A 23987-nucleotide genomic window follows, 5' to 3' on the forward strand; every position below is an offset into this window, starting at 1 on the left:
CATGACCGATTACACCAGCTACGATCTCATCGAATGGGGTCAGCCCTTTGAAAAACGCCGTAATGAGCTGCCGGAACCGGTCGGGACCGAAGTCTTGGTCCGGGTTACCGCCGCGGGGCTCTGTCACTCAGACCTGCATGTCCAGAAGGGATTTATGGACCTTGGCGAAGAGGGACAACTTACCTTTGCGGAACGCGGTGCCCAATTGCCGATGACTTTCGGACACGAGATTGCAGGCGTTGTTCAGGCAGTGGGTGCAGACGTAACGACTGTCTCGCCGGGACAGCAGGTTCTCGTCTTTCCCTGGATCGGATGCGGGGAATGTGAGGCATGTCGCGAAGACCGTGAGAGCGACTGTTCGGCCATGCGGATCATCGGGTTGAAGCAAAAAGGCGGCTTTGCCACCCACTGCCTTGTTGAGAACGAGAAGTTCCTTGTCGATATCGAGGGGCTTGATGCGGCCGACGTCGTGCCGCACGCCTGTTCGGGCATCACCGTCTACAACGCCTTGGAAAAGATGGGCGCGCTGCGGGTCGGCGAGTGGATGGCAATCATGGGCTGCGGCGGGCTTGGCATGAACGCCATCGCAATCGCGCGGGCCATGGGGTTCGAAAACATCATCGCCGTCGATATCGACGACACCAAGCTCGACTCAGCGCGCGAGATGGGCGCTGCGAAGGTAATGAATAGCAAGCGTGATGACGCGGTCGCCGAGCTTCAGCGTCTGGCCGAAGGACGCCTGATGGGCGTGATCGACACCTTCGGCGGAGCATCGACAGGCAGGATCGCCGTGCGCGCGCTGGCGAAAGCTGGGCGGTACATCGTCGCCGGTCAGGCTGGCGGGGATTTCAAGATGCCTCAAGTCTGGCTGCCGCAGAAGGCGATGACCGTGCGCGGCAGCCATGTTGGAAACTCACCGCAACTGCGCGCTCTGATCGAAATGGTCCGCGCAGGCAAGATCAAGCAGATGCCGATCGAGCGGCGTCCGCTTTCACAAATTAACCAGGCAGTCGAAGATCTGGAACATGGCCGGGTCACAGGCCGCATCGTTTTCCAGCCCGACCAGCACGACGAGTGACATCATGAAAACCTATCAGCATTACATCAACGGCGCCTGGGTCGAACCAGCGAGCGGCGAATATTTTGACACTGACAACCCCTACACGGGCGAGGTCTGGGCGCAGATCGCCAAGGGAAACACCGAAGATGTGGCGCGCGCCGTTGCCGCTGCCAAGACCGCCTTCGAGACGGGGCCGTGGGCCGAGATGCGCCCGACGGCGCGGGGAAAGCTGCTGGTCAAGCTGGCCGAGATCATCGAACGCGAAGCCGATCGCCTAGGCGAACTGGAGGTGCGCGACAACGGCAAGCTGATCGCCGAGATGGGCACCCAGACCCGCTATCTGGCCGAGTGGTACCGCTACTATGGCGGTCTGGCCGACAAGGTCGAAGGCGCGGTTCTGCCCTCGGACCGGCCGGGCATCTTCAATTACACCAAGCATGAACCCCTTGGCGTGGTGGCGATGATCACGCCCTGGAACTCGCCGCTCCTGCTGCTGGCCTGGAAGCTCGCCCCGGCACTAGCGGCTGGCAATACCGCCGTGGTAAAACCGTCCGAGTTCACCTCGGCTTCGACCCTCGAGTTCATGGAACTGGTCAAAGAGGCTGGTTTCCCCGATGGCGTGGTGAACTGCGTGACGGGGTTCGGCCTCGACACCGGCGCGCCATTGGTGGAGCACCAGGACGTCGCCAAGGTTGCCTTCACCGGATCTGACTTTGCTGGGCAAAAGATCTATGAAGCGGCGGCGAAGAAGATCATGCCGGTCACGCTGGAACTGGGCGGCAAATCCCCAAACATCGTCTTCGAAGATGCCGATTTCCAAGCCGCCGTGATGGGCGCGATTTCAGGTATCTTTGCCGCGACCGGTCAGACCTGCATTGCCGGGTCGCGGCTTCTGGTGCAACGCTCGATCCATGACGCGTTCGTCAAACGTCTGGTCGAAGTGGCCGGAGCAGCCAAAATTGGCGATCCGATGTCAATGGACACCCATGTCGGCCCTGTGACCACGCAGCCGCAATACGAAAAGATCCTGCACTACATTAACGTTGCGCGAGAAGACGGGGCGACGTGCGTTCTGGGGGGCAAGCCATATACCGGCGACGGCGCGAAAGGAGACCGCTTTGTCGAGCCGACGATTTTCACCTGTGTTTCCAATGACATGCGCATCGCGCAGGAGGAGGTGTTTGGTCCGATCCTGTCGGTTATTCCCTTCGACACCGAAGAAGACGCGATACGCATTGGAAACGACATCATGTTCGGATTGGCCGCTGGGGTTTGGACCTCGGACATCGGCAGGGCCTTCCGGATGTCGGACAAGCTCAAGGCGGGTACTGTCTGGGTCAATACATATCGCGCTGTCAGCTTCATGACACCCTTCGGTGGCTTCAAACGCTCCGGTCAGGGCCGCGAAAGCGGACAGGAGGCAATCAAGGAATTCTGCCAAGTGAAATCCGTCTGGATCGCCCAGCAGACCACGGCGGCAAATCCCTTCATCATGAGATGACCGCGGGGCTTTCCCGCCCTTCAAAGAGACTTTCATCACGGAATCCAGTAAATGCACGAAAGCATCCTGAGCAAACGCTACACCATCAAGGCAGTGCCGACCGAAGACCGCCGTCCGATCGAGCTGAGCTCGACTATGAAGGCGCACCCCTTGTCCTTCATGGAGTTGCCTTTCGACCCGGAATACTCGCTTTACTGCAACCGCATGACCCCGGAACGGTTGAACCACGTTACCGATGACGAGCAGTATTGGGCTGTCCGACAGAAGGTCATCCTGCGCAATACAGGGGAACTCCCGCTGGAAATCTCGGGGCCGGATGCCGAGATATTTGCGAACCGGGTGTTTTCACGTGACGTGAGCCGGGTCAAAGTCGGTCGTTGTTCCTACAACTTCGTCCTCTATCACCATGGTGGCATGATCACTGACGGCGTCATGCTGCGTCTCGCGGAAGACAGGTTCTGGATGGCACAGGCCGATGGCGAGCTTTACACGTGGTACATGGCCCACGCGCATGAGTTCGACGTGACGATTTCGGATCCCAATGTCTGGGTCTCACAGGTGCAAGGCCCCCGATCGATGGACGTACTGCGTGACGCCATTGACGGTGATTTCCCCGATCCATGGCGCTATTTCGACATCGCGACCATCTCGATTGCAGGGGAAGAGGTCATCATCACCCGCACCGGGTTTTCCAATGAGCTTGGGTGGGAATTCTACCTTCGGCCGGAAAACGATGCCGAGAAGGTCGGCAACCGCATCTGGGAGGCGGGTCAAAGGCACGGGATTATCCTGACCGGCACGCCAGTATTCCGTGCGCGCCGTATCGAAGCAGGGCTGATGAGCCAGGCGGAGTTCGACAGCACGACCACGCCCTTTGACGCTGGGCTCGGCCACTTTGTTCAGATGGACAAGCCGGACTTCATCGGCAAAGAGGCGCTGGAAAGGGCCGACAAGCGGTCGCGCACGTTCGGGATGCGCGTACGAAGGGGGATTGCTGCACGCGGACATACGATTTCTGTGGATGGTGACATCGCTGGGCAGGTCTGCTCGTCAACCTGGTCACCTTTCCAGCAATGTGGCGTCGCGCTGGTACGAATGGATGACCCAGAAATGGGGCCGGGCACCGAAGTTGAAGTAACCGGAACAGATGGAGCAACCTACAGCGCGCAGATTTGCAGCTTGCCGATGTATGATGCCGAAGGCGCGATTGTCCGTGGACGAACCAACGAAACCCCCGAGGGCCCTGAGCCCTGGGAAGGCTAACGCGGTCAACTCATCTGGTTGGTCGCGGAACTCCAGACTTATGATAAATGAAAGTGACTATGAGCAATCGGGACCTACTGACGAGCGCACATTGGGGCACCTATCGGGTCGACGTTGCAAAGGGCAAGGTTACCGGTTTGCGCGGGTTCGAGCATGATCCCGATCCATCGCCGATTGGTGCAGGCATCGTCGATGTGTTGGAAGGACCGGAACGCATTACCGCCCCAATGGTGCGCAAAGGTTGGATGGAGCAAGGTCCGGGTGAGACCGGCGAGATGCGCGGTTCGGATGAGTTCCTGGAAGCCTCCTGGGAGGAAGCAAACCGGTTGGTTGCCAGAGAACTCGACAGAGTACGGCGCGACCACGGCAATCGGGCGATCTATGCGGGGTCCTACGGATGGGCCAGCGCGGGTCGTTTTCATCATGCACAGAGCCAGCTCAAGCGTTTTCTGAACTGTATTGGCGGCTTTACGTTTTCAAAGAACACCTACTCCTTTGCTGCGGCCGAAGTGTTGGTGCCTCATGTATTGGGCACGTTCCGGGGGCATCTCGATGAAACAACCGGTTGGGAAAGCATTGCCTCGCATTGCGAGCTGTTTGTCGCCTTTGGTGGCGTGCCGTTGAAAAACGGGCAGATCAGCCAAGGCGGAACCGGCGCGCATGTTCAGAAAGGTGGGCTTCTGACCGCGCATGAGGCCGGGATAGAGTTCGTAAATATCTCGCCTTTGAAGTCGGACCTTCTGGATCACGTCAGCGCAGAATGGCTGGCGATCCGCCCCAACACGGATGTGGCGCTGATGCTCGGCCTCGCGCATGTGCTTATCAGCGAAGATCTGCATGACCGCTCTTTCCTGAACCGCTACACAGTTGGGTTCGAGCGTTTTGCCGGTTATCTGTCAGGCGATCCGGATGGCATTTCAAAATCACCCGAATGGGCTGCGGAAATCTGCGAAATTTCTGCCGACACCATCCGTGACCTGGCTCGCCGCATGGCACGCAGCCGTACTATGATCTCAACCGCTTGGGCACTGACCCGACAGGACCATGGAGAACAGCCTTTCTGGGCCGCAATTGCGCTGGCCGCCATGCTTGGGCAAATTGGGTTACCTGGCACCGGTTTAGGTTTTGGCCACTCAGCGACGAACAACTCTGGATTGAATCGCACCCAAATCAATTATGCCTCCTTCCCTCAAGGCAGGAATCCTGTGCCGGAGTTCATCCCGGTAGCTCGCATCACAGAAATGCTGGAAAATCCTGGCGGGTCCTTTGATTACGATGGCCAGATCTATGAATACCCTGATATCCGGCTTGTCTGGTGGGCAGGCGGCAACCCATTCCACCACCATCAGGACCTCAATCGGCTACGCAAAGCCTGGTCGCTCCCGGAGACGGTTATCGTCAATGAATGGTGTTGGAACCCGCTTGCGAAACATGCCGATATCGTTCTGCCTTGCACAACACCGCTGGAACGCTCCGACATAGCTCTCACGCCCAAGGATCCCTATCAGGTCGTTATGGACAAGGCCATCGAACCGGTGGGACTGGCGCGAGATGATCACGAAATCCTGCGCGGCATAGCTGCAGAAATGGGTGTGGAAGAAGCGTTCACCGAGGGCCGCAGCGCAGAAGAATGGCAGCGCTGGATCTGGGATGTTTCGCGTCAGCAGGCTGCGGAGCAGGGCGTTGAATTGCCCGATTGGGAGACGTTCCAGAGAGACGGCTGGGTCAAGATACCTGAGCCAAAGAAACCAACGATTATGATGCAGGCGTTTCGTGAAAACCCCGAAGTCTATCCTCTGGACACACCGTCAGGAAAGATTGAGATATTTTCGGAGACTATCGCAAGCTTTGACTACGATGACTGTCCGGGTCATGCAACCTGGATAGAACCGGTCGAATGGCTGGGCAGAGCAGGGCCGGATCATCTTCATATGATTTCAAACCAGCCGCACAACAAGCTGCACAGCCAACTGGATCATGGATCAGTGAGCTGCGCCAATCGTCCAAAGGGGGCGGAGCCCGTTACGATGAACCCGACAGATGCCAGGAAACGCGGGCTTCAGAACGGACAGATTGTTCGCATCCACAACTCCCGCGGAGCATGCCTTGCTGAACTCAGGGTCAGTGACAGTATTCGGCCCGGCGTTATCCAGATCGCCACCGGCGCATGGGTTGACCCGGATGGAAGCCTTTGCCGCCGTGGCAACCCGAACATGCTTACCCTCGACAAAGGCACGTCAAGTCTGGCCAGAGGGCCGATTGCACAATCCTGCCTTGTGTATGTCAAAGCTTTCACAGACGTGTTGAGCGAGTAGTTGGTACTATACCTGCGTGACGAGCCAAGCGCAGAATTCAGCAACCTCAGTATTTTTGCCCTGGAAAACACTACACATGGGCGACCCTTGAATTAGTAGTTTGAAGGACATCGCACGCTGACTGAATGGCAGGTTTGCCGGCCTGAAGATCAGCGGCAAGCTAAGGCCGTCCGATACTGAGAGAACCGTGCTTGTGACGCAGATCCAGGCTATCGCTGCATTTGCGCAAGCGCACAGAAGCGGTTTGGTGGAGCTCGGCGTGAATCCGATCATCCTTGACACCGACGGGCGTGCGACGCCGGTAGACGCGTTACTCCGGCTCGCCCGGGAGTAACTACCGAGTCTCGCGAAGACGACATTGGCGCGCGCGCAGTTCTTGTCGGCTTCGACCCGCATAGTGTGAATTCGGCGTCTAATACGTGCTGCGGTTAGCATGGATGTTCGGTCCTTCCGCTGCCCGGCGGCATCGAATTTGACGCGCATGCAGCATTTCAGGTGCTGCGCGCGCACGCAGCGAGAAACTCCAATTCACAGGTTGGGCTCTTCGCGGCCATCGGGACCGGTGCAGCATTCCTCCTGGGGTCTACAACTTCCCCGTTGCGGACGGCCCACACGAGACATTCATAACCAACCTAGAATGCTGCGGTCGCAGCCCGCATTGCAGCCGTTCGCTGCACGCGCGAAATCCGAAGGTCGTCGAACTAGCAATTCGCAGGACAAACCTGACTTAGAAGAGTCGATCGATCTCCTGACGCTAGTTTTGTCATTTGAAAACCAGAAGCATTCACTCGCTTAAAAGTTTGACGATAGTCGGGTTAGGGCTTGCCTCCAACGCCCCAATACTCCTTATCAGGCTCCCGATATCCAGTCCCTTCATCGCTGTCATAGCTGCATACCCTCACAACAATGATTACGAAGAGTGCCATGAGGATTGCTCTGGCATTCGGGGTTTGGAGCAAGTATTTCACTATTCTATTCTAATGTTGCACGATTGACCTGGCAAAGAAGCCCCGCGCCTTTTCTTTGCGCCCGCCAGTAGTGCCGAACTAGACTTTGCGGATGAGGTGGGTGGCTCCTGCTCCACCGGCATCGAATGTGCCAAAGTGCAGTTGTGATTGACTGCAAGGAAAGGAGCCACCCAATGACAGTAAAGACCGTCGGCCTCGATCTGGCCAAGGATGTTTTTCAAGTGCACGGCATTTCGGAGAATGGCCGTGTGATCTTCAACAAGGCGATCAAACGCGCGAAGCTGTTGGCGTTTTTTGAGACGTTGCCACCGTGTACGGTTGGCATGGAAGCCTGCGGCTCGTCTCATCACTGGGGCCGTCAGCTGCGCAAATTGGGGCACGACGTGAAGCTCATGCCCGCTGGATACGTCAAACCCTACGTGAAGCGCGGCAAGAACGACGCCGTTGATGCTGAGGCAATCTGTGAAGCGGTCCGTCGACCGACAATGCGATTTGTCGAGATCAAGACGGAAGAGCAGCAAGCCATTCTCTCAATCCACCGGACTCGAGATCTGGCCGTCCGGCAGCGCACCCAACTGGCCAACATGATCCGCAGCCTTTTGCGTGAGTTTGGGCATATCTTGCCCATCGGGATCGAAGCCGTGACGGCTTTTGCAAAGCGTCACCTTGATGGCGACCATCCAGAAATGCCGGAGATCGCCAATGGCATGCTCGGTATCCAGTGCTATCAGTTCCTCGGCCTGAACGAACGCATCGATGGCTATTCTAAGATGATCCAGCAACATGCCCTTCTGAATGCAGATGCGCGTAGATTGATGCGTATGCCTGGTATCGGCCCGATCACGGCGTCGGCGATTGTCACTACGATTGGCGATGCAAAACAGTTCCGGACTGGACGCGATCTGGCAGCGTGGTTGGGACTGACCCCGCTCAACAAATCCAGCGGTGGCAAGGAACGTCTGGGCAAGATCACAAAGCAAGGTGATCGCTACATTCGCAAGCTGTTGGTCGTAGGTATGACATCGCGCGCTGTGATGGCGAAACGTTCGCCAGAGAAGGTCGATTTGTGGACAGCAAAGATCATCGCAGACAAACCGTTCCGACTGGCAACAACTGCCATGGCCAACAAGGCCGCTCGGGCCATCTGGGCAATGCTCACGAAGAAACAGGAATACCGGCAGCCTGCGTTCTAACCGCGCCGATTGCCCACGAGATGCAAGACGTTGAAGTGATGATGCGGAAGTAAGTCAACCAAGAGCAAGGACACTCCGGGAACGGCAGCGGCCCTCTGAGGTCGATAAGCCGATTGGAACCTCGCTTGCGGAACTCATCAGGGCCAGTGGAGGCAATGCCAAAACATAAACAGGCCGGACAGACGACGGTACTGACGAAAACGACCGCAAAAATCACCAGAAAACACTTGCAATGCAGGAGCCACCCACAGAGGAGGCAATGCCAAAACATAAACAGGCCGGACAGACGACGGTACTGACGAAAACGACCGCAAAAATCACCAGAAAACACTTGCAATGCAGGAGCCACCCACAGATGCCGTTCTCTGAATGTCGGCTTCACGCTACATGACTGAATCTCAGACGATCCACCCAAAGACATACCCCGCCCCGAGCGACCCCAGAACTGCAAGCAGCAGATAGAGCATGAACGGTTGCAATTTGAGCACCGGTGCGATGGCCATAGCACCCCAGATGCTGACCGCGCCGCCCGAAACCAGGAAGGCCATTGCCGCGCCTTCGGACATGCCGTTGTCGATCAACCCTCGTGTCAGAGGGAGCGCGGCGTACCCGTCGATATAGGCCGGAGCGCCGACGAAGACAGCAGCGGGGATGGCCCACCATTTTTCTTCGCCAATGTAGCCTGCCAGTGCCCCCGGTGTCAGTGCGGCGTTCAGGGCATATTCGGCGACAAATGCCGGGATCAGGCAGATCAGGATCAGTCGCGTGGTTGCCCAAAACTGTCTGCCGAACGATCTCCGCCGCGCCTCAGACCGCCATACCCACGGATCAAAAGGCTGATCCCTACCGCATCGTGCAGCACTCAGTTGGCGCGCCAAGCCATTGTTTCGAAGCGCATTCATAGCCCAGGGTGTCTTTGCGAACAGCCCGGTGATCGCGCCACCGAACAGGCCCAATCCGAAGGCGGCAAGCGTCTTGCCAATCGCAAAGCTCAGACCAAGGGTCGCCGCTGTTGTCGCGAGCATTGCGGGGTCCGTTATCGGAGAGGACAGCCAGAAGGCCATGATCGGAGCAAGCGGTACGCCCGCAGCCAACAATCCGGCCATCAAAGGCAGCACGGTCACACCGCATACGGGCGTGATGGCTCCAATTAGCGACGCAGCCAGAACCGCTCTCAGTGTCCAGCCCTCGAAGGCCCCAGCGATGTGGGTATCCGCGCCGCTTGCGATGATCCAGGCTGCAAGCACGATGCCCGGAATGACGATGGGGGCCACGACAATCAGGCCCCATAGGACAAACTGTGCTGCGTTTGCGGCTTGTTCCGGCCAGGCAAGACAGACGCCTGCCAGCAGCAGCAAAGACACGCCCCACACCAGGGGTTTCCGGTTAGATGGTTGGTGGGCAGCTGTCTGATCTGACATGGGATACTCCTCTGACCTTGAAAAATAGTACGGCATAAGGCATCTGTAAAACGCATAGTTTCAATTTCCGATATTGGAGAAACAGATGGAAAATCTGGATAGCGATCTTCTGCGAACCTTCGTCGCCGTGGCTGATGCCGGAAGCGTCACCGACGGTGCTGCCCGCATCCACCGGTCGCAATCTGCGACAAGTCTTCAAATCAAGCGCCTCGAAGCGATCCTGGGTCAGCCGGTCTTTGACAGGCATGGTCGCGGGGTGGTCCTGAGCGACACGGGGCGAAAGCTATTGCCAGTCGCTCAGGAAGTGACGGCACGTCTCGACGCGACACTACGAGAGATTTCACAGAACACAGTAAGCGGCAAACTGCGTTTGGGCATACCCGACGATCACGGTCGCGCCAGACTTGCGGCAATCATTGCGACCTTTGCCCGTCAACATCCGAAAGTCGAACTGGATGTCACCTGCGCCTTGAGCACAAGTTTTCCAGAAGCCCTCGATAAGGGGTCGCTGGACCTTGCGGTCTATGAGGTCGAAAGCCCGTCCAGTCACGAGGAGGTTGTTTATGAAGACCCGACATGTTGGGTGTCGCCGGCGCACCGGCACTTTTGGGCCGATGAAAGCCTTCCAGTGGCCTTGTTCGATCATGCGTGCTGGTGGCGCGACGCGGCGGTCAATTCATTGCGAGCCCGTGGAAAGCCATATCGCGTTGTCTACTCCAGCCAAAGCGTCTCTGGTGTGATCGCAGCAGTAGAAGCCGGGATCGCAGTGGGTCTGCTCGGTCGCTCCTCGCTGCACGGCGGTCTATCGGTGGTGAACGATGCATTGGGCCTCGGAAACACGCCTGCCTCCAAGCTGGTGATGGCATCCAGCAAGCCGAAAGAACAAGGGCCTCAGGACGCTATGAAAGCCGCGATCCGAGCCGCATTTATGGCCAACCCATGAAGAACCGGGCCTTCGTTTGATCGAAGCCTATGTCCGCGTCGCGGGACGAGCCTGCCTCGCGCCCCGCAGTTTTGCGGTCATCCAGCAGGGTGACGATGGAGATGCCGGCAACCGCGCCGATCACGATCAATGTGCTGATCCACTGCAAAGCTTCCAACTTCTCGGACAGTATCAGCCAAGCCAATGTGATTGCGAAGACCGGCACAAGGCTCAGTTAGACGCCAGCTTTTGAGGCCTCGGTGTTTTGCAATCCTATCAGGAAAACATAAAACGCTGCGCCATAGTGGATCACGCAGGTTCCAAGCGCTGAAAGTGCCATGAAACCCGTTCCGGTCATCCAGCGCACTGATATGAAACTCGATCAGAGGGTTACTGTTGCCATAGTCTTCGAACGCGAGCGTTGCGCCGCAAATCTCGCAGAATTCACCAGAGCCAGCAGAACACCATCGTGCAAACAGCCCGGACAGACGACAGTACTGACGAGCAAGACCGCAAAATCGCCAGAAAACTCTTGCAATGCGGGGGCCACCCAAAGAGGACTTTGAGCATGTCATTAATTGCGGCAATGCTGCGTTCCCGAAACAGACATCAGAATTAACTCAAAAATCTGTCCCCGAGCGCAGGCTGTCTAAGCGGGTCGCCGAAGCGGCCCGCGGAAGGCGTCATTTTGACTGAAGCATGTGTGATCGGTATTCGCCTTGCCGCTCAATCATCCAGCCCGGGTACTCTGGCGGAAGCTGCGTAATATCATCGAGCGCGGCTAGATCTTCTGGTGAAAGGGTGACGGCGGCGGCACCAATGTTGTCGGCAAGCTGTTCTGGACGTTTTGCTCCCAGTACAACGCTTGTGACAACCTGCTGATGGAGCAGCCAGGCCAACGCGACCTGTGGTATCGTGTATCCCTTTTCCGTTGCGATAGTCCGCATCACGTCGATTGCAGCATAAGCCCGGTCTTTATCGATCGGCGGGAAGTCGAAACTCACACGGCGGCCTTCGGCAGTCTTGCCTTCGCGATCGAACTTGCCAGAGAGAAAGCCACCTGCAAGAGGGCTCCAGACCATCAGACCGATCTGTTCGGCTTGCAGCATCGGTGTTAATTCACGCTCCAGGTCTCGACCCGCGACGCTATAATACGCTTGCAACGACGTAATCGGCGCAAGTTGTCTCGCCTCCGTAATCCCTACTGCTTTTACGACCTGCCACGCGGCCCAGTTCGAAAGGCCGAGATACCGGACAAGACCTTGTCGAACAAGCGTGTCTAACGCCTCAAGTGTCTCGACGATCGGCGTGGCCGGGTCGAAACCATGTATCTGATACAGGTCAATGTGATCAAGCTGCAGCCGCTTCAGGCTCGCTTTTGCCTGATCCAGGATGTGTCCGCGTGAAGAGCCGCGCGCATTTGGTCCTTCGCCCATCGGACCGTGAACCTTGGTAGCAATCACAACATCTTCCCGAGCCACACCGACATTCCTGAGAGATTGCCCGAGTATCTCTTCGCTTTTGCCCGTCGCGTAGATATTGGCGGTATCGATGAAGTTAATGCCCGCATCCAAAGCCATTTTTAGCAGTCTGTCCGCTTCGTCCTGCTGGAGTTTGCCGATCTGACCCCACATATCGTCCGATCCGCCAAACGTCATGGTGCCAAGGCAAAGCTCTGAGACAAAGAGACCGCTGTGACCGAGGCGATTGTAACGCATGATTCTTTCCTTCATTGAAAGTGCCCAGACCAATGCGATCCGGGCTCAATGACGATATGCGATCTCACAGTCACTCCATGCCACTCCGATCCTCGCGAAACCTTGCACGATCCTCTCAAACCTCGGGGATTAGTCTGGTCACCTACCGGTGAAAGGGTAAAGTGACGATATGGCTGAACCGCATCTTGAAACACTGACAGAATGGGCTTTAGATCTTTGGCGGATCCATGGGCGCGAAACTCCGCTCCCCGGTGTTTTTCTTGCGGTATCCGAAGAACCCACAGGCCCTCTGCACGGCGTTTATCAGCCCTCGCTCTGCGTAGTTCTTCAAGGGGCTAAGATCAGTCGGGTCGGACACAGAACTTATCACTACGATGCAGGAAATTGCCTGATTGCCTCATTGGATGTGCCGGTGCGCGCAGAAATCATCACCGCTTCGAAAGCACACCCCTATGCGGCCATGATCGTCAGTATCGATCCAGTGGTTGTCGCCGAGTTGCTGCTTGATCACCCAACCACAGGAATGAAAGCTGAAATCACATCTGAAACACTCGCTGTGCATCCTCTTTCCGGCGATCTTATCAATCCGCTCGAACGGCTTTTGGCATTGGCCAAGCGTCCTCGTGACATCCCGGTCCTAGCGCCGATGATACAGCGAGAAATCACATGGCAGCTTCTTAATGGGCCGCAAGCCGGACTGCTGTGCCAAGTGGGTTTGGCCGACAGCCGCGTTGCTCGCATTGGCAATTCGATTGCCTGGGTAAGGGAAAACTTCGCGGAAGTTCTTAGCGTTCCCCACTTGGCAACGCTCGCTGGGATGAGTCCGGCAACGTTTCACCGGCAGTTCAAGGCCGCGACTGCGATGACACCCGTTCAATACCAGAAGAGCCTGCGTCTTCAGGAAGCTCGACGATTGCTTTTGTCGGAAGGGGCGGATGTGGCTCAGGTCGGTTTTGCCATTGGCTACGAAAGCCCTTCGCAATTCAGCCGCGAGTACCGCCGGATGTTCGGCGCACCCCCCGGGCGCGACGGAGTTCAGCTGCGCAGTGCCATTACGGCCGAAAGTCACGGATAGATGGTTCAGAGCGCATAAGGGCTTGAACCAGCGCCTATCGGATAGAGGCTGAAAACAAATCCTTAAAGCCGCAAGGCATGCGAGGGGTGTCGTTAAGCAATAGTCAACAGAACTGGTCGGAAAGCGCATCATGGCAATCAGTTTTGCAGGTAATCCCAAGCTTGAGATATCACAACCGAGCCTTCACCCACCGCAGAGGCCACGCGCTTGACCGACCCTGCGCGAACGTCGCCTACGGCAAAAAGCCCGGGATGAGAGGTCGCAAAAGATGATCCCGCACCGGCCTCGGTGCCTGTGACCACAAATCCGCATGAATTGAGATGGCAGCTTTGTGACAACCATTCGGTGTTGGGTGCGGCTCCGACCATTATAAAGGCGGCGCTACATTTGAGGTGCCAATCCGAACCGTTGCGCTCGATGACGACGCTGGACATGGCTTCGTCTCCGAGAAGCGCCTTTAATTGGGAGTTGTAGTGGATGGTGATCGCCGGGTCGGCCTCCAACCTTGACAACAGGTAGTCTGACATGGAAGAGGCTAAGCTCTCTCCTCGCACCAGCACATGGACATGTTTTGCTGATCTGGAAAGATACATTGCGGCCTGGCCGGCAGAGTTGCCGCCTCCCACCACGACTACATCAGTGCCCTTGCAATAGCGCGCTTCCATTTCGGTGGCCGCGTAGTAGATGCCTAAACCCTCAAAGTCCTTCAATCTTTCCAGAGGCAGACGCCTGTACTGGACCCCCGTGGCGACGATCACGGAACGTGCCCGCAGCTTTTGTCCATCATCCAGCGTCACACAAAACACTCCGTCTGATTGCGGCTGCAATTGGGTGGCTCGTTTCGGGCGAACAAATCGAGTGCCAAACTTCATGGCCTGGACTTCTCCACGCCAAACCAGGTCAGCACCCGATATCCCTGTAGGGAAGCCCATGTAATTCTCGATCCGGCTGGATGTTCCTGCCTGTCCACCGACTGCAAGGTCTTCCACAACAATCGCAGATAGACCTTCGGCACCGGCGTACACCGCGGCCGCCACTCCGGCCGGACCACCTCCAACAATCAAAACATCTAAGACTTCTCCACAATCGTAAGACTGCTCGAGCCCAAGCAATCGGGCGACCTTAGCTGGGGTCGGGTTGTCAATCACCAAGCTGTCGCCAAAGATCACCGCCGGTTGATGACCTGTCAGGCGACAGTTCTTTGCAACGTCACCGGCATCCTTGGAACCCAAATCCATCGTCTTGAACGGGATCTTGTTTCGAATTGCAAACTCTTCGATTTGCCGGATATTGCGATTCTGGTCGGCGCCGATCAATTTTAGAGAACTGTCTTGATCTTCGATTTGACGTCGGCGACGTGCGGAAAAAACAGTGATTACGATATCTGACATTTCCGGAATGCGGGACATTGCGTCCAGCATCTTCTCGCGCGGCACAGAAATTGCATGCGTGTTCTCTCGTGCGCGCATCGGCAGCGAGTAAACCCCGCCGCTGAGAAACGCGATCTCTCCCAGAAACTGCGTCGGCCCAAGAGACACCGGTAAATAAGCTTCGCGCGTTTGTGGATCGATCACCTCAACCCGACCGTCGACAATATAGATAAACTGGTCCATTGGATCACCGACCTCGGCAATCATCTGGCCCGCCTCAAAACTCACCTCAGTACCTAGTTCTTTCAAAGTTTCGACATGGCTCTGGTGCAAGGGCGTTCGCGTCATTTCGCGAAGATCGGCAGCGAGGCTTTCCATGTTCGGTTCTCCTGATGAACGGCGCTGTTACAAGACCTAGCGGCTGTTTCGAGATTTTCACCTATTCCTTCGGCACGACGGCCTACGTTATGGACCTGCCGACGTTATGCATGCTGATACGCGCGCCGTGAGCCTTACAAATTGGTTGATCACTGCCCTGTTGACTTACGCCGTGACTTGTCGCGTTGGGAAAACCGTGCGCATGGCCACATAGAAAACAGGTGTGAAAAACAGCCCAAGCAGAGTTACGCCCGACATGCCAAAGAATACTGCCGTTCCAAGAGCCTGTCGCATCTCTGAACCGGGACCGACTGCAATCATCAAGGGCACAACGCCGAGTATAAACGCGAATGCGGTCATCAATATCGGCCGCAAGCGCAATTGGCTGGCTTCAACAGCGGCATCAATTGCTGACAACCCACGTTCTTCCTGCGCTTGTTTGGCGAACTCCACGATAAGAATGGCATTTTTTGCTGCAAGCCCCACAAGAACAATCAATCCAACCTGCGTTAGAATATTGTTGTCCATACCTCGAAACATCACCCCCAGCATCGCGCCCAATACAGCGAGAGGAACGATCAAAATAATGACCATCGGAAGCGTCCAGCTTTCGTAGAGCGCCGCGAGAAACAGAAAGGCAAACAGCACCGAAAATGCAAAAATGTATGCTGCCGTATTGCCCTGATTTCTTTCCTGCAAAGCAAGCTCGGTCCATTCAAAATCCAACCCTGGCGGCATGACGGCTTGTGCAAGCGCTTCCATTTCAAGCAATGCCTGGCCCGTTGACACACCGGGCGCTGGCGACCCCTGAACTGGCACAGACACCTGTTGATTGTAGCGCTGAACCAATGCGGGGCCTGCGGTTTCTCGGACGGTAACCAGAGTGCCCAACGGAACCAGTGCACCCGTTGCGGAACGGACGCGCAGACTTCGAATATCACTCTGGTTCAGACGGAACGGCTCATCCGCCTGCGCGCGCACCTGAAAAAGACGCCCGAAAGCGTTAAAATCGTTTACATAGGCCGACCCGAGATTGATAGAGAGTGCTTCGAATATCTCTCCAATCGGGACGTTGAGCATTTGCGCACGAACGCGATTGATCTCAAGGTATAGCTGCGGTGAACCCGAAGAAAAGGTTGTGAACACGCCCTGAACTTTGTCCGACTGGCTAGCACTGCCCATGACGGCATACGCAGATTGCAGTACCCGGGACATGTCAGCGCTTTCTAGCTCTCGAAGCTGAAGCTTGAAACCGCCACCAGTACCAACCCCGCGGACCGCCGGAGGCGCAATGGCGATGATAAAGGCTTCGCGCAGGGCCTGCATCCGGCCAAATAGCTGGCCCACTATGGCACCTGCAGTCAGCCCGCTTTCTTGGCGGTTTTCAAAGCTTTCAAATGTGGTGAAAATCACACCTTGATTGCTTGCATTGGTAAAGGTTGCCCCGGAAAAGCCCGCAAATGCCACGGCGTTTGTGACTCCGGGTGTTTCCAATGCTATTTCAGTGGCTTGCTTGATGATATCGTCGGTCCGATCTAGTGCCGCACCGTCCGGCAGTTGCACCACGACGATGGCGTATCCCTGGTCCATTTCCGGGATGAAACCGGTCGGCACTTTGGTCGTGATCCAGTATGTTCCGCCCATCAATCCGGCAAAAACCAGCAGGACGATGCTGCGCATCCCGGTTGTGCTGGACAATGCGCGCACGGTCCGACCATAGGCAGAAGCCATCGCATCAAACCCCCTGTTGAACCCGTTGCTAAGTGGGTCTGTGACAAAGGCCAGTGGGTTTCGTGTTGGTGCACCGGAGTTTGGCCTCAAGATCACGGCGGCCATCGCCGGCGAAAGGCTGAGTGAATTGATGGTTGAAATAACTGTTGCGACGGAAATCGTCACAGCAAACTGCCTGTAGAATTGGCCGGTAATGCCGGGAACCAGAGCGGCTGGCACAAAGACAGCAATCAGAACCAGTGTTGTCCCGATAATCGCGTTTTGGACTTCGTCCATGGTGCGGGCAGACGCATCCCTGGGAGACATGCCGTTCTTGATGTTTCGTTCAACGTTTTCGACCACAACAATCGCATCATCCACGACGATCCCGATGGCCAGAATGAGCCCGAAAAGCGTCAGCAAATTCAAAGAGTATCCAAGCGCCAGCATCACGGCAAATGTCCCGATAAGCGATACCGGAATGGCGATCAAAGGTATGATGGCCGTTCGCCAGCTCTGCAGAAAAACAACGATCACGACGACAACCAGCAATACCGCTTCGAACAAAGTTCGATAGACCGCGTTCACCGAAGCCTCGATGAATTCTGTGGGATTGTAGACAACTTGATACTCTAGCCCGGATGGGAAATCCTGTGACAGCTCTTCGACAACGGCCAGAATCTCATCCGCTGACGCCAACGCGTTCGAGCCCGGTCGCTGGAAAATGCCAAGGGCCACGGCCGGTTTGTTGTTCAAGTAAGAGTTGGTCACATAGGAACGCGCTCCAATTTCAACCCGCGCCACATCCCTGACCCGTACGACGCGCCCGTCATCCGTCGACTTGACGATAACGCGACCGAACTCACGCGGATCTTCCAATCGGCCTTGCGTTGTGAGCGTCACTTGAAAGGCGCTATCCGTCGCATTGGGCGGCGATCCCAGCGACCCGCCTGAAACCTGAACGTTTTGTTCGCGCAGCGCCGCGACGACGTCTCCTGACGTCAATCCGAGAGAGCCAAGCCGGTCCGGATCCAGCCACACGCGTGCGGAAAACTCCCGCTCGCCGAAAATAATCAGATCACCAACACCATCCAGGCGCACAAGGCGGTCCCTTACCCGTGAACGTGCGTAGTTGGACACATAGAGTTGGTCGAAGGTTTCATCTGGCGACAGCATGTGAATTACCATCATCAGATCAGGTGAAGACTTGTTCGTCGTGACCCCCAGCGCTCTGACCTCCTGCGGCAGGCGCGGTTCTGCAATGGCAACGCGGTTTTGGACAAGAACCTGAGCAGCGTCGAGATTGGTGCCCAGTTCAAACGTCATCGTCAGCGACATAGACCCGTCAGCCGTCGAATATGACGACATGTAGAGCATGCCCTCAACACCGTTGATCTCTTGCTCCAACGGGGTCGCGACCGTAGCGGCAATTGTTTCGGCGTCTGCTCCGGGGTAGTTAGCCCTGACCACAATCGATGGAGGGGCAATTTCCGGGTATTGCTCAACGGGCAGTTCGAAATACGCGATCAACCCAACGATGGTTGTTACAACCGCGACCACGATCGCAAAGATGGGGCGAGTGACAAAAAAACGTCCCATGTCAGTTTTCTGCGACCAACGGCAGTTCGATCAATTCCGCAGCAACGACGCTGCCCGGGCGGGCACGAACAAGGCCCTCAATAACCAGCGTCTCCGACCCATCCAAACCTTCGCGCACGACCCTGTAACCGTCTATTCTGGGACCCGGTCGGATTTCCTTGGGGATGACGTTGCCCTCAGCATCCACTGTCATCACAAGTCTTCTATTCTGATCCGAAGCAATCGCCTCGTCTGGGATCAAAATGCCCTCATAGGGGAGTGACCCCGGAACGTTCACGCGCCCGAACAAGCCTGGCGTCAGGAACTCATCCGGGTTTGGCAGAACGGCGCGTACGCGCATAGTGCCAGTCTCGTCGTCAATTCGGTTTTCCGAAAAATCCAGCATTCCAACCTGAGGGGGTATGCTCCGGTCAGCAACAGTGACGCGAACCTCAAGGCTGTCCGCGCCTTCTTGCAGAACCGACCCGCGCGCTCGGGCATCCCGTGCGTAGGCCAGGAAGTAGCGTTCATCAATGTCGAAATAGAAGTAGATCGGATCTGTGGAAACAATCGACGTCAACAAGGTGTCTTGGGCGGTTACAAGGTTTCCAGGGTCAATTCGGGCTTGGTCGATCCGCCCAGACATCGGCGCACGGATTTCCGAGTATTCCAGATCAAGCTCGGCCAGTTCCAGGGCAGCTCGCGCCTGTTCCAGTGCACCTTGCGCGGCGAGAAAGGCTTCGCGACGTTGGTCCACAACACTCTCCGCAATATTGCCGTTTCTGATTAAAGTCTCGGCGCGTTCGAGTTGATCCGTCGTGAAAGCACTTGTGGCTTCAGCAATACTGATCTGCGCCCGGGCTTGTCTCAAAGCAGTACGAAACTGGCGCTGGTCAATCGTAAAGAGCAACTGGCCCTTTTCGACGAGACTTCCGTCCTTGAAATGCACTTGGTCAAGGAAGCCGGATACCCGCGCGCGAATATCTACATCGGCCGCAGCACCAAAACGACCAACAAATTCATCATCTTCCACTATGGGCTTAACAACTGGTTTTGCGACTGTCACGGGCGGAGGACCCTGCTGAGCCGCAAGAACGCCAGAGAGGGCGATCAAGAGTACAGTGGCGATGGAAAAAACTCTGATGTTCATGTTTATGCCCCCGAGATTGACCGTGAACTCTGGTCAAATCTGCCATCGAACACTCTAGAATAGTCCAACATGTCTGGTCTAGCTCGTTTGATGCTAATGATCAGTTTGCGCAATCTTTGGGCCAGCTCCAGCAGTAAATGACTATTTTATCCGCGGTATGTGGAGTATAGGTCCGCCCAATCCGGTCATTCGGATCGGTTTTCCCTTGCTGCGGCTTCAGCCCGCTATTCGGAGATTCACCGCGAGCGCGAAATCAACTTCAAATTCTCTGTGCTTAAGCAGGTTGCCCTGAGGCCGTATTGTTTCATCATGGTCACTGCACTGGAGGCGCAAAGAACCCGCGAAGAAGCGTGATCTGGCCGTACTTATTGAATGTGAAGTGGTTGATGCCTTCGAAGATGAGCTCTGTCCCGTCAGACAATGTCCCGCGACCTTGCCAATTTGCGACCGCTTCGTTCTCCACTACGTGAACAAAGCTTTCATAGAGACCCACCTCCTCGAACGCACTCAAAAAGCCTTCTCCTTGGGCAAGAATAGCCTCCGGCGTGCCTTTGATTGGGAAGCCAAACGGGGTCGTCGAAGATTGCATCAGATGCGAAGGCAGACGCCCACTGGGCGGCATCCATACCGCGTTCCTTCAAAGTACGTCTTCACCCATCCCGGTCTGCCTGTTGACTGGGTGGCATCTCTGAAATTGCGTTGCATCCCGCTTACCGAGCCACCCTCAGTTCAAATTCGTCTCGCGAATGAACCCGCACTGCAATAGAAGTAAAGCGCTTCAATCACAAACCCAAAAGCCACCGCGGCTATCGAGAGTTTGCGTTCCTAAGTCTGTCTGCCCAACCGTTCGCGAACTCATACATTTCCTCAGGCCGATCACAATAAAGAGCCATTAGAGTGCACGCGGCCCACATTGCAGCTTCAAAGTCACGAAGAGAACAGTGTAGGTTTTGCGCGTTCGAAAGCGCCGTACCTGGGGTAGATCTGATATGCTTCAAAAGAAGTTTCCTGTTGCTTTCCTGGCTTTCGCAACGGCTTCCGGATACGCCTGTTTACTCCGAGTTCTTCTGACCGAATACGCTGACAGCCTGCGATACTCGTCCATCGCGTAGCTTCGAACCTGATCAACGTTTGCGTTGCCTACGCTTCAGGTTACATCCACACCCCGTAGGCTATGTTTGCAGTAGCAGTGAACAGCTGAATTCAAAAAAGTCATAATGACTTTTTACAGAAAGATCTAAGCCAATCAAGCAGAAAATTTTTTCGATACCGTGCTATCCATCACTTCATAATGCTGGCAACTTGCCGGCAAACGCAAATGACCAAAAGACGGTGGCAAGCGAAGTAACAATCATTCGGTGTTCTGGCTAGCACTGAGTGCTTGTGCAACTTGTCCTGTTGCGCAACAGGCGGAGCAGTTTGAGTTCTCGGAGTCGACGCAACTCACCGATCTGAATGGAACCGAAACGACGGTGGATTCAGCTTTCCAGAAACCGACCTCTTGATTGGGTTTCACATTGGCCGAAACGACCCTGGCTCAATCAGAACAATCACACCTGTCAGGCGCCGCACCATGCACCCAACGGGATCAGAAACACTACCAGCGATATGTCACATCAGTGACCCAGAAACAGGAGGCTAGACCTGTTTCTCAAGCCATTCCGCTTTCGCTCGTACTATCTAACTGCCTCGCAGCTAGAATTCCGCCGGCATTGAGGAGATGTGGAATGTACACCATGTTTGGAGCGACACAGTTTCATTGGCGGATTCAGATCTTATCCAGACTGAAATCTTCCTCATCCAGTAGGCTGAAATCGTGATTGGAATAAACCGTCAAAACTCGTCTCGTTTTGTCAAGATCCAAAGGGTCTTTTGTACCCTCTGCATACGTAGCATCATACAACACAATTTTAAACCAAAGGATCTCGCCGAAGACCTCAAATGAACCCACCTCATGGGTCCCATAGGGATCTGTATCTATGGAAAAATCGCTGTATGCCCTAACAGCGTCCAGACAAGCAATCTGAAACTCCCCAGACCGATCAGAGACACCCTCAGACAGCTTGATTCGGCCCAACTGTGGCATCAACGGCCAGGAAGACCTAAAAAGATCGTTCTGATCAGCGATTTGCGCCTGTTTTGTGCAGCAATACCTGTATTGAGACCGACGAACGGCTGCGTTTGCAGTTGATCTCATTAACCCCCCACCTAAAATCGCCCCAGTTGTTACGCGTGGTTCCCGATTGTGAACCGCCCACCATTGTAAGCTGGGCAATCTTTGACCTTAAAGCACTCACAGTTTTGTGTCTTTGACCATGTGTCTCAGTTCTTAAGTACAATTTGTCTCGTGGTTCAAGCCTTCGCCGCTTATTCGCGCAAGTCGGAACACTTGCGACCAGACCTCCCGGTCGTATTTGATCTAATCTCAATATTCGAAAAGAACATTTGGCAGATATAACAGGCATCCATACTCAGGCCGGTTCTTTGCCAGGAGTCAGACAGCGCCAAGCGAAAGAGCCAAATAGCACGCTTGTCAGAGTTTTTCTCCACTGCACGCGGCTTCTACGGGCAGAACAAGCAACCGCGCGATCTTTTCAAAATCGTCACCCCGATCAAGAGACTGAACGGTTAATAAGGCGCCGCACAAAACTGCAAGAACGGCATCTGCATGTTCATCTTTGTGATCGCACTTCAAAGCGTCCGCAATCCAACTAGACACCGATTGATAGTAGGTTCTTGTCACCTTGGCTACTGTCGGAGGCAACGCTGAGATTTCTGATCCGTAAAGAGTGCATAGACACATCTGCCCGTCTTGGCGAGCAGCTTTCCCCCAAATACTAATCAGATGATCCAGTGGCTTTTCCCGTTCGGGTGAGCCCAATGCAGTCAGCAACGAAGCAACATACCTTGTAACTAAGGCTACCGACAACTCCTGTCTGCTATCAAACACAGCTTGGATTTCCCCTTCAGGAATTCCTGAAGCCTCGGCGACGTCGCAGAGATCGAAACTAAAATAACCGCCCTGGCGAGCCAATTTTTCCGCAGTGTCCAGAAGACGATCAACTTCTGTGGTTCGCATCACGTCATTTCTTTGTGTCACTTTTAGATCCAGGACCTGGCTTTGATGGAGTTGGTTTAGAAGAGAGCAGTCGATTTAAGTATCAACGTCAAGAGTTCTTGTCCTAGCCCCTTAAAACTATGCCATTTCGCTGGCTGCGAGAAGGGGCCTGGTGGGTTGAGGAAGCGACATTCAATCGAAGGCATCACGTAGCTGCCGCGTGAGGTCGAACTGAAACCGGCGGCAAGCGGTAATGTGGAAACGTCTTGGCGACGGACGTGTCGGGTGATCCGATTGCAGCCTTACTCAGAGAGGCGGATTGGTCGATCAGCGATGTTCGTGTCGAACGGCCACCCGCAGAATAAGCGTTCGATCAAGTCCATGGTCTTCAGTTGCGTTAAACCTTGAAATCAAAGTCGGGGCGGTAATCCTACGAGAAAAAGGGGGGCCGCTTTTCTGGTTGAACGCCGGCATTGAGTCCCGTTAAATAGTCATTATGACTATTTATAAAAATCATAAGCGCCGCGCAAATGCGTTGCGCGCGGTGATGTTTAGCTTAGGCAAACAACTGTTACGCATAGACTACACCACCTCGGCTGAAGTATTACGCCGATGTTCCAAATTAGCCCGGGACTGCCTTGTTCACACTTTCGCCTGTATTCTGGCTCTCAGTGGTACACTTCTGGAAACCGAGGCCAGCGAGACACTGTTTCTGACAAGTGTCGCGCCATTGCCCCCGCCAACAGGCGCACGAAAGATTTGTAGACAATACACTTGGGCGTGTTCAGGCGAACAAAGTGTCGTGCTTTCCCAAGAACAAGAAATGGAGACTCTTAAGCGCCTGAATCAAAGAATAAACTCTTCAACTCCGAGAGTTTCTGATCAGGCTCAGTATAAGGTTAAGGAGCGCTGGGTCTTGCCAACGTCGCAGGGCGGAGATTGCGAAGACTTCGCCCTGCTGAAAAAAAAGGAAGCAATCAGGGCTGGGGTGGATCCCAAGAGTCTGCTTCTTGCCACAGTTCTGGACGAGCATCGAAATGGGCACGCTGTTTTGATTTACCGATCAGAACAGGGGGATCTAGTTCTTGATAACATCACCAATCTTATCAAGCCCTGGGCAGATACGCGCTACTTGTTTCTCCGCATGCAAGATCCAAAGCAACCCCATCGTTGGGTTGGTGTGTACGGCGGTAGCTGAACAATGGAGCGTGTCCTGCGAAAAGCTCACATCAGGGCGGTGTGAGTTCATTGATCGCAGCGTTAGCTGTATTAAGAAAACAAATGCCGCACGTTCTGTTGGGCAAATC

The 23987-nt window shown here is 55.3% G+C and carries 18 protein-coding genes; 8 read left to right on the forward strand and 10 right to left on the reverse strand.

Features of this window, described 5'->3' with window-relative positions; translation table 11 throughout:
• The first annotated feature begins 1 nt into the window (after position 1).
• The 5 genes from ACR3E0_RS13685 to ACR3E0_RS13705 all read left to right on the forward strand — a co-directional run bounded on the left by ACR3E0_RS13685 (position 2) and on the right by ACR3E0_RS13705 (position 8300).
• Positions 2-1078, forward strand: a complete 1077-nt coding sequence (locus ACR3E0_RS13685; RefSeq protein ID WP_480479367.1) for an alcohol dehydrogenase — start codon at positions 2-4, stop codon at positions 1076-1078.
• A complete protein-coding gene (locus ACR3E0_RS13690) occupies positions 1026-2561 on the forward strand; it encodes an aldehyde dehydrogenase (protein ID WP_480479368.1) in 1536 nt (511 codons plus the stop codon). The genes ACR3E0_RS13685 and ACR3E0_RS13690 overlap by 53 nt, the downstream gene beginning before the upstream one ends.
• A 51-nt stretch (positions 2562-2612) precedes the next feature.
• Positions 2613-3824: an aminomethyl transferase family protein gene (locus ACR3E0_RS13695; RefSeq protein WP_480479369.1), complete on the forward strand. Its 1212-nt coding sequence runs from the start codon at positions 2613-2615 to the stop codon at positions 3822-3824.
• Between the two features lie 59 nt (positions 3825-3883).
• A complete protein-coding gene (locus ACR3E0_RS13700; RefSeq protein ID WP_480479370.1) occupies positions 3884-6139 on the forward strand; it encodes a molybdopterin guanine dinucleotide-containing S/N-oxide reductase in 2256 nt (751 codons plus the stop codon).
• A 1141-nt stretch (positions 6140-7280) separates the two neighbouring features.
• Complete coding sequence (locus ACR3E0_RS13705; RefSeq protein ID WP_480476947.1) at positions 7281-8300, forward strand: IS110 family RNA-guided transposase; 1020 nt, start codon at positions 7281-7283, stop codon at positions 8298-8300.
• Positions 8301-8698: 398 nt separating this feature from the next.
• On the opposite strand, the gene ACR3E0_RS13710 is transcribed toward ACR3E0_RS13705, so the two are convergent.
• Positions 8699-9721 carry a permease gene (locus ACR3E0_RS13710; RefSeq protein ID WP_480479371.1) on the reverse strand — a complete coding sequence of 341 codons (1023 nt, stop codon included), beginning with the start codon at positions 9719-9721 and terminating at the stop codon, positions 8699-8701.
• An 85-nt stretch (positions 9722-9806) separates the two neighbouring features.
• Here ACR3E0_RS13710 and ACR3E0_RS13715 point away from each other — a divergent pair, with 85 nt between their 5' ends.
• Positions 9807-10664, forward strand: coding sequence for a LysR substrate-binding domain-containing protein (locus ACR3E0_RS13715; RefSeq protein WP_480479372.1), 858 nt, complete (start codon positions 9807-9809; stop codon positions 10662-10664).
• Here ACR3E0_RS13715 and ACR3E0_RS13720 read toward each other — a convergent pair.
• From ACR3E0_RS13720 to ACR3E0_RS13730, 3 genes are all read right to left on the reverse strand, one after another.
• Complete coding sequence (locus ACR3E0_RS13720) at positions 10648-10848, reverse strand: hypothetical protein (RefSeq protein ID WP_480479373.1); 201 nt, start codon at positions 10846-10848, stop codon at positions 10648-10650. The two genes, ACR3E0_RS13715 and ACR3E0_RS13720, sit on opposite strands and share 17 nt — an antisense overlap.
• 30 nt (positions 10849-10878) lie before the next feature.
• Positions 10879-11010, reverse strand: coding sequence for a hypothetical protein (locus ACR3E0_RS13725; protein WP_480479374.1), 132 nt, complete (start codon positions 11008-11010; stop codon positions 10879-10881).
• A 316-nt stretch (positions 11011-11326) separates the two neighbouring features.
• Positions 11327-12361 carry an aldo/keto reductase gene (locus ACR3E0_RS13730; protein WP_480479375.1) on the reverse strand — a complete coding sequence of 345 codons (1035 nt, stop codon included), beginning with the start codon at positions 12359-12361 and terminating at the stop codon, positions 11327-11329.
• Between the two features lie 169 nt (positions 12362-12530).
• Here ACR3E0_RS13730 and ACR3E0_RS13735 point away from each other — a divergent pair, with 169 nt between their 5' ends.
• Entirely contained in the window at positions 12531-13436 is a 906-nt protein-coding gene (locus ACR3E0_RS13735; protein WP_480479376.1) for an AraC family transcriptional regulator, read from the forward strand.
• 137 nt (positions 13437-13573) lie between these two features.
• On the opposite strand, the gene ACR3E0_RS13740 is transcribed toward ACR3E0_RS13735, so the two are convergent.
• The 6 genes from ACR3E0_RS13740 to ACR3E0_RS13765 all read right to left on the reverse strand — a co-directional run bounded on the left by ACR3E0_RS13740 (position 13574) and on the right by ACR3E0_RS13765 (position 22701).
• Complete coding sequence (locus ACR3E0_RS13740; RefSeq protein WP_480479377.1) at positions 13574-15184, reverse strand: FAD-dependent oxidoreductase; 1611 nt, start codon at positions 15182-15184, stop codon at positions 13574-13576.
• Positions 15185-15349: 165 nt separating this feature from the next.
• Positions 15350-18493 (reverse strand): efflux RND transporter permease subunit, encoded by a 3144-nt coding sequence (locus ACR3E0_RS13745; protein WP_480479378.1) that lies wholly within the window; start codon positions 18491-18493, stop codon positions 15350-15352.
• Position 18494: 1 nt separating this feature from the next.
• Entirely contained in the window at positions 18495-19622 is a 1128-nt protein-coding gene (locus ACR3E0_RS13750) for an efflux RND transporter periplasmic adaptor subunit (protein ID WP_480479379.1), read from the reverse strand.
• A gap of 313 nt (positions 19623-19935) precedes the next feature.
• On the reverse strand, positions 19936-20211 hold the full coding sequence (locus ACR3E0_RS13755; protein WP_480479380.1) for a nuclear transport factor 2-like protein: 276 nt from the start codon (positions 20209-20211) through the stop codon (positions 19936-19938).
• Positions 20212-21390: 1179 nt separating this feature from the next.
• Entirely contained in the window at positions 21391-21819 is a 429-nt protein-coding gene (locus ACR3E0_RS13760) for a DUF3768 domain-containing protein (RefSeq protein WP_480479381.1), read from the reverse strand.
• A 336-nt stretch (positions 21820-22155) separates the two neighbouring features.
• On the reverse strand, positions 22156-22701 hold the full coding sequence (locus ACR3E0_RS13765) for a TetR/AcrR family transcriptional regulator (protein WP_480479382.1): 546 nt from the start codon (positions 22699-22701) through the stop codon (positions 22156-22158).
• Between the two features lie 475 nt (positions 22702-23176).
• Between ACR3E0_RS13765 and ACR3E0_RS13770 the strand changes: the two genes are divergently transcribed.
• Positions 23177-23878: a transglutaminase-like cysteine peptidase gene (locus ACR3E0_RS13770; protein ID WP_480479383.1), complete on the forward strand. Its 702-nt coding sequence runs from the start codon at positions 23177-23179 to the stop codon at positions 23876-23878.
• Positions 23879-23987: the final 109 nt, after the last annotated feature.

The organism is Ruegeria sp. AJ12, from assembly GCF_056536245.1.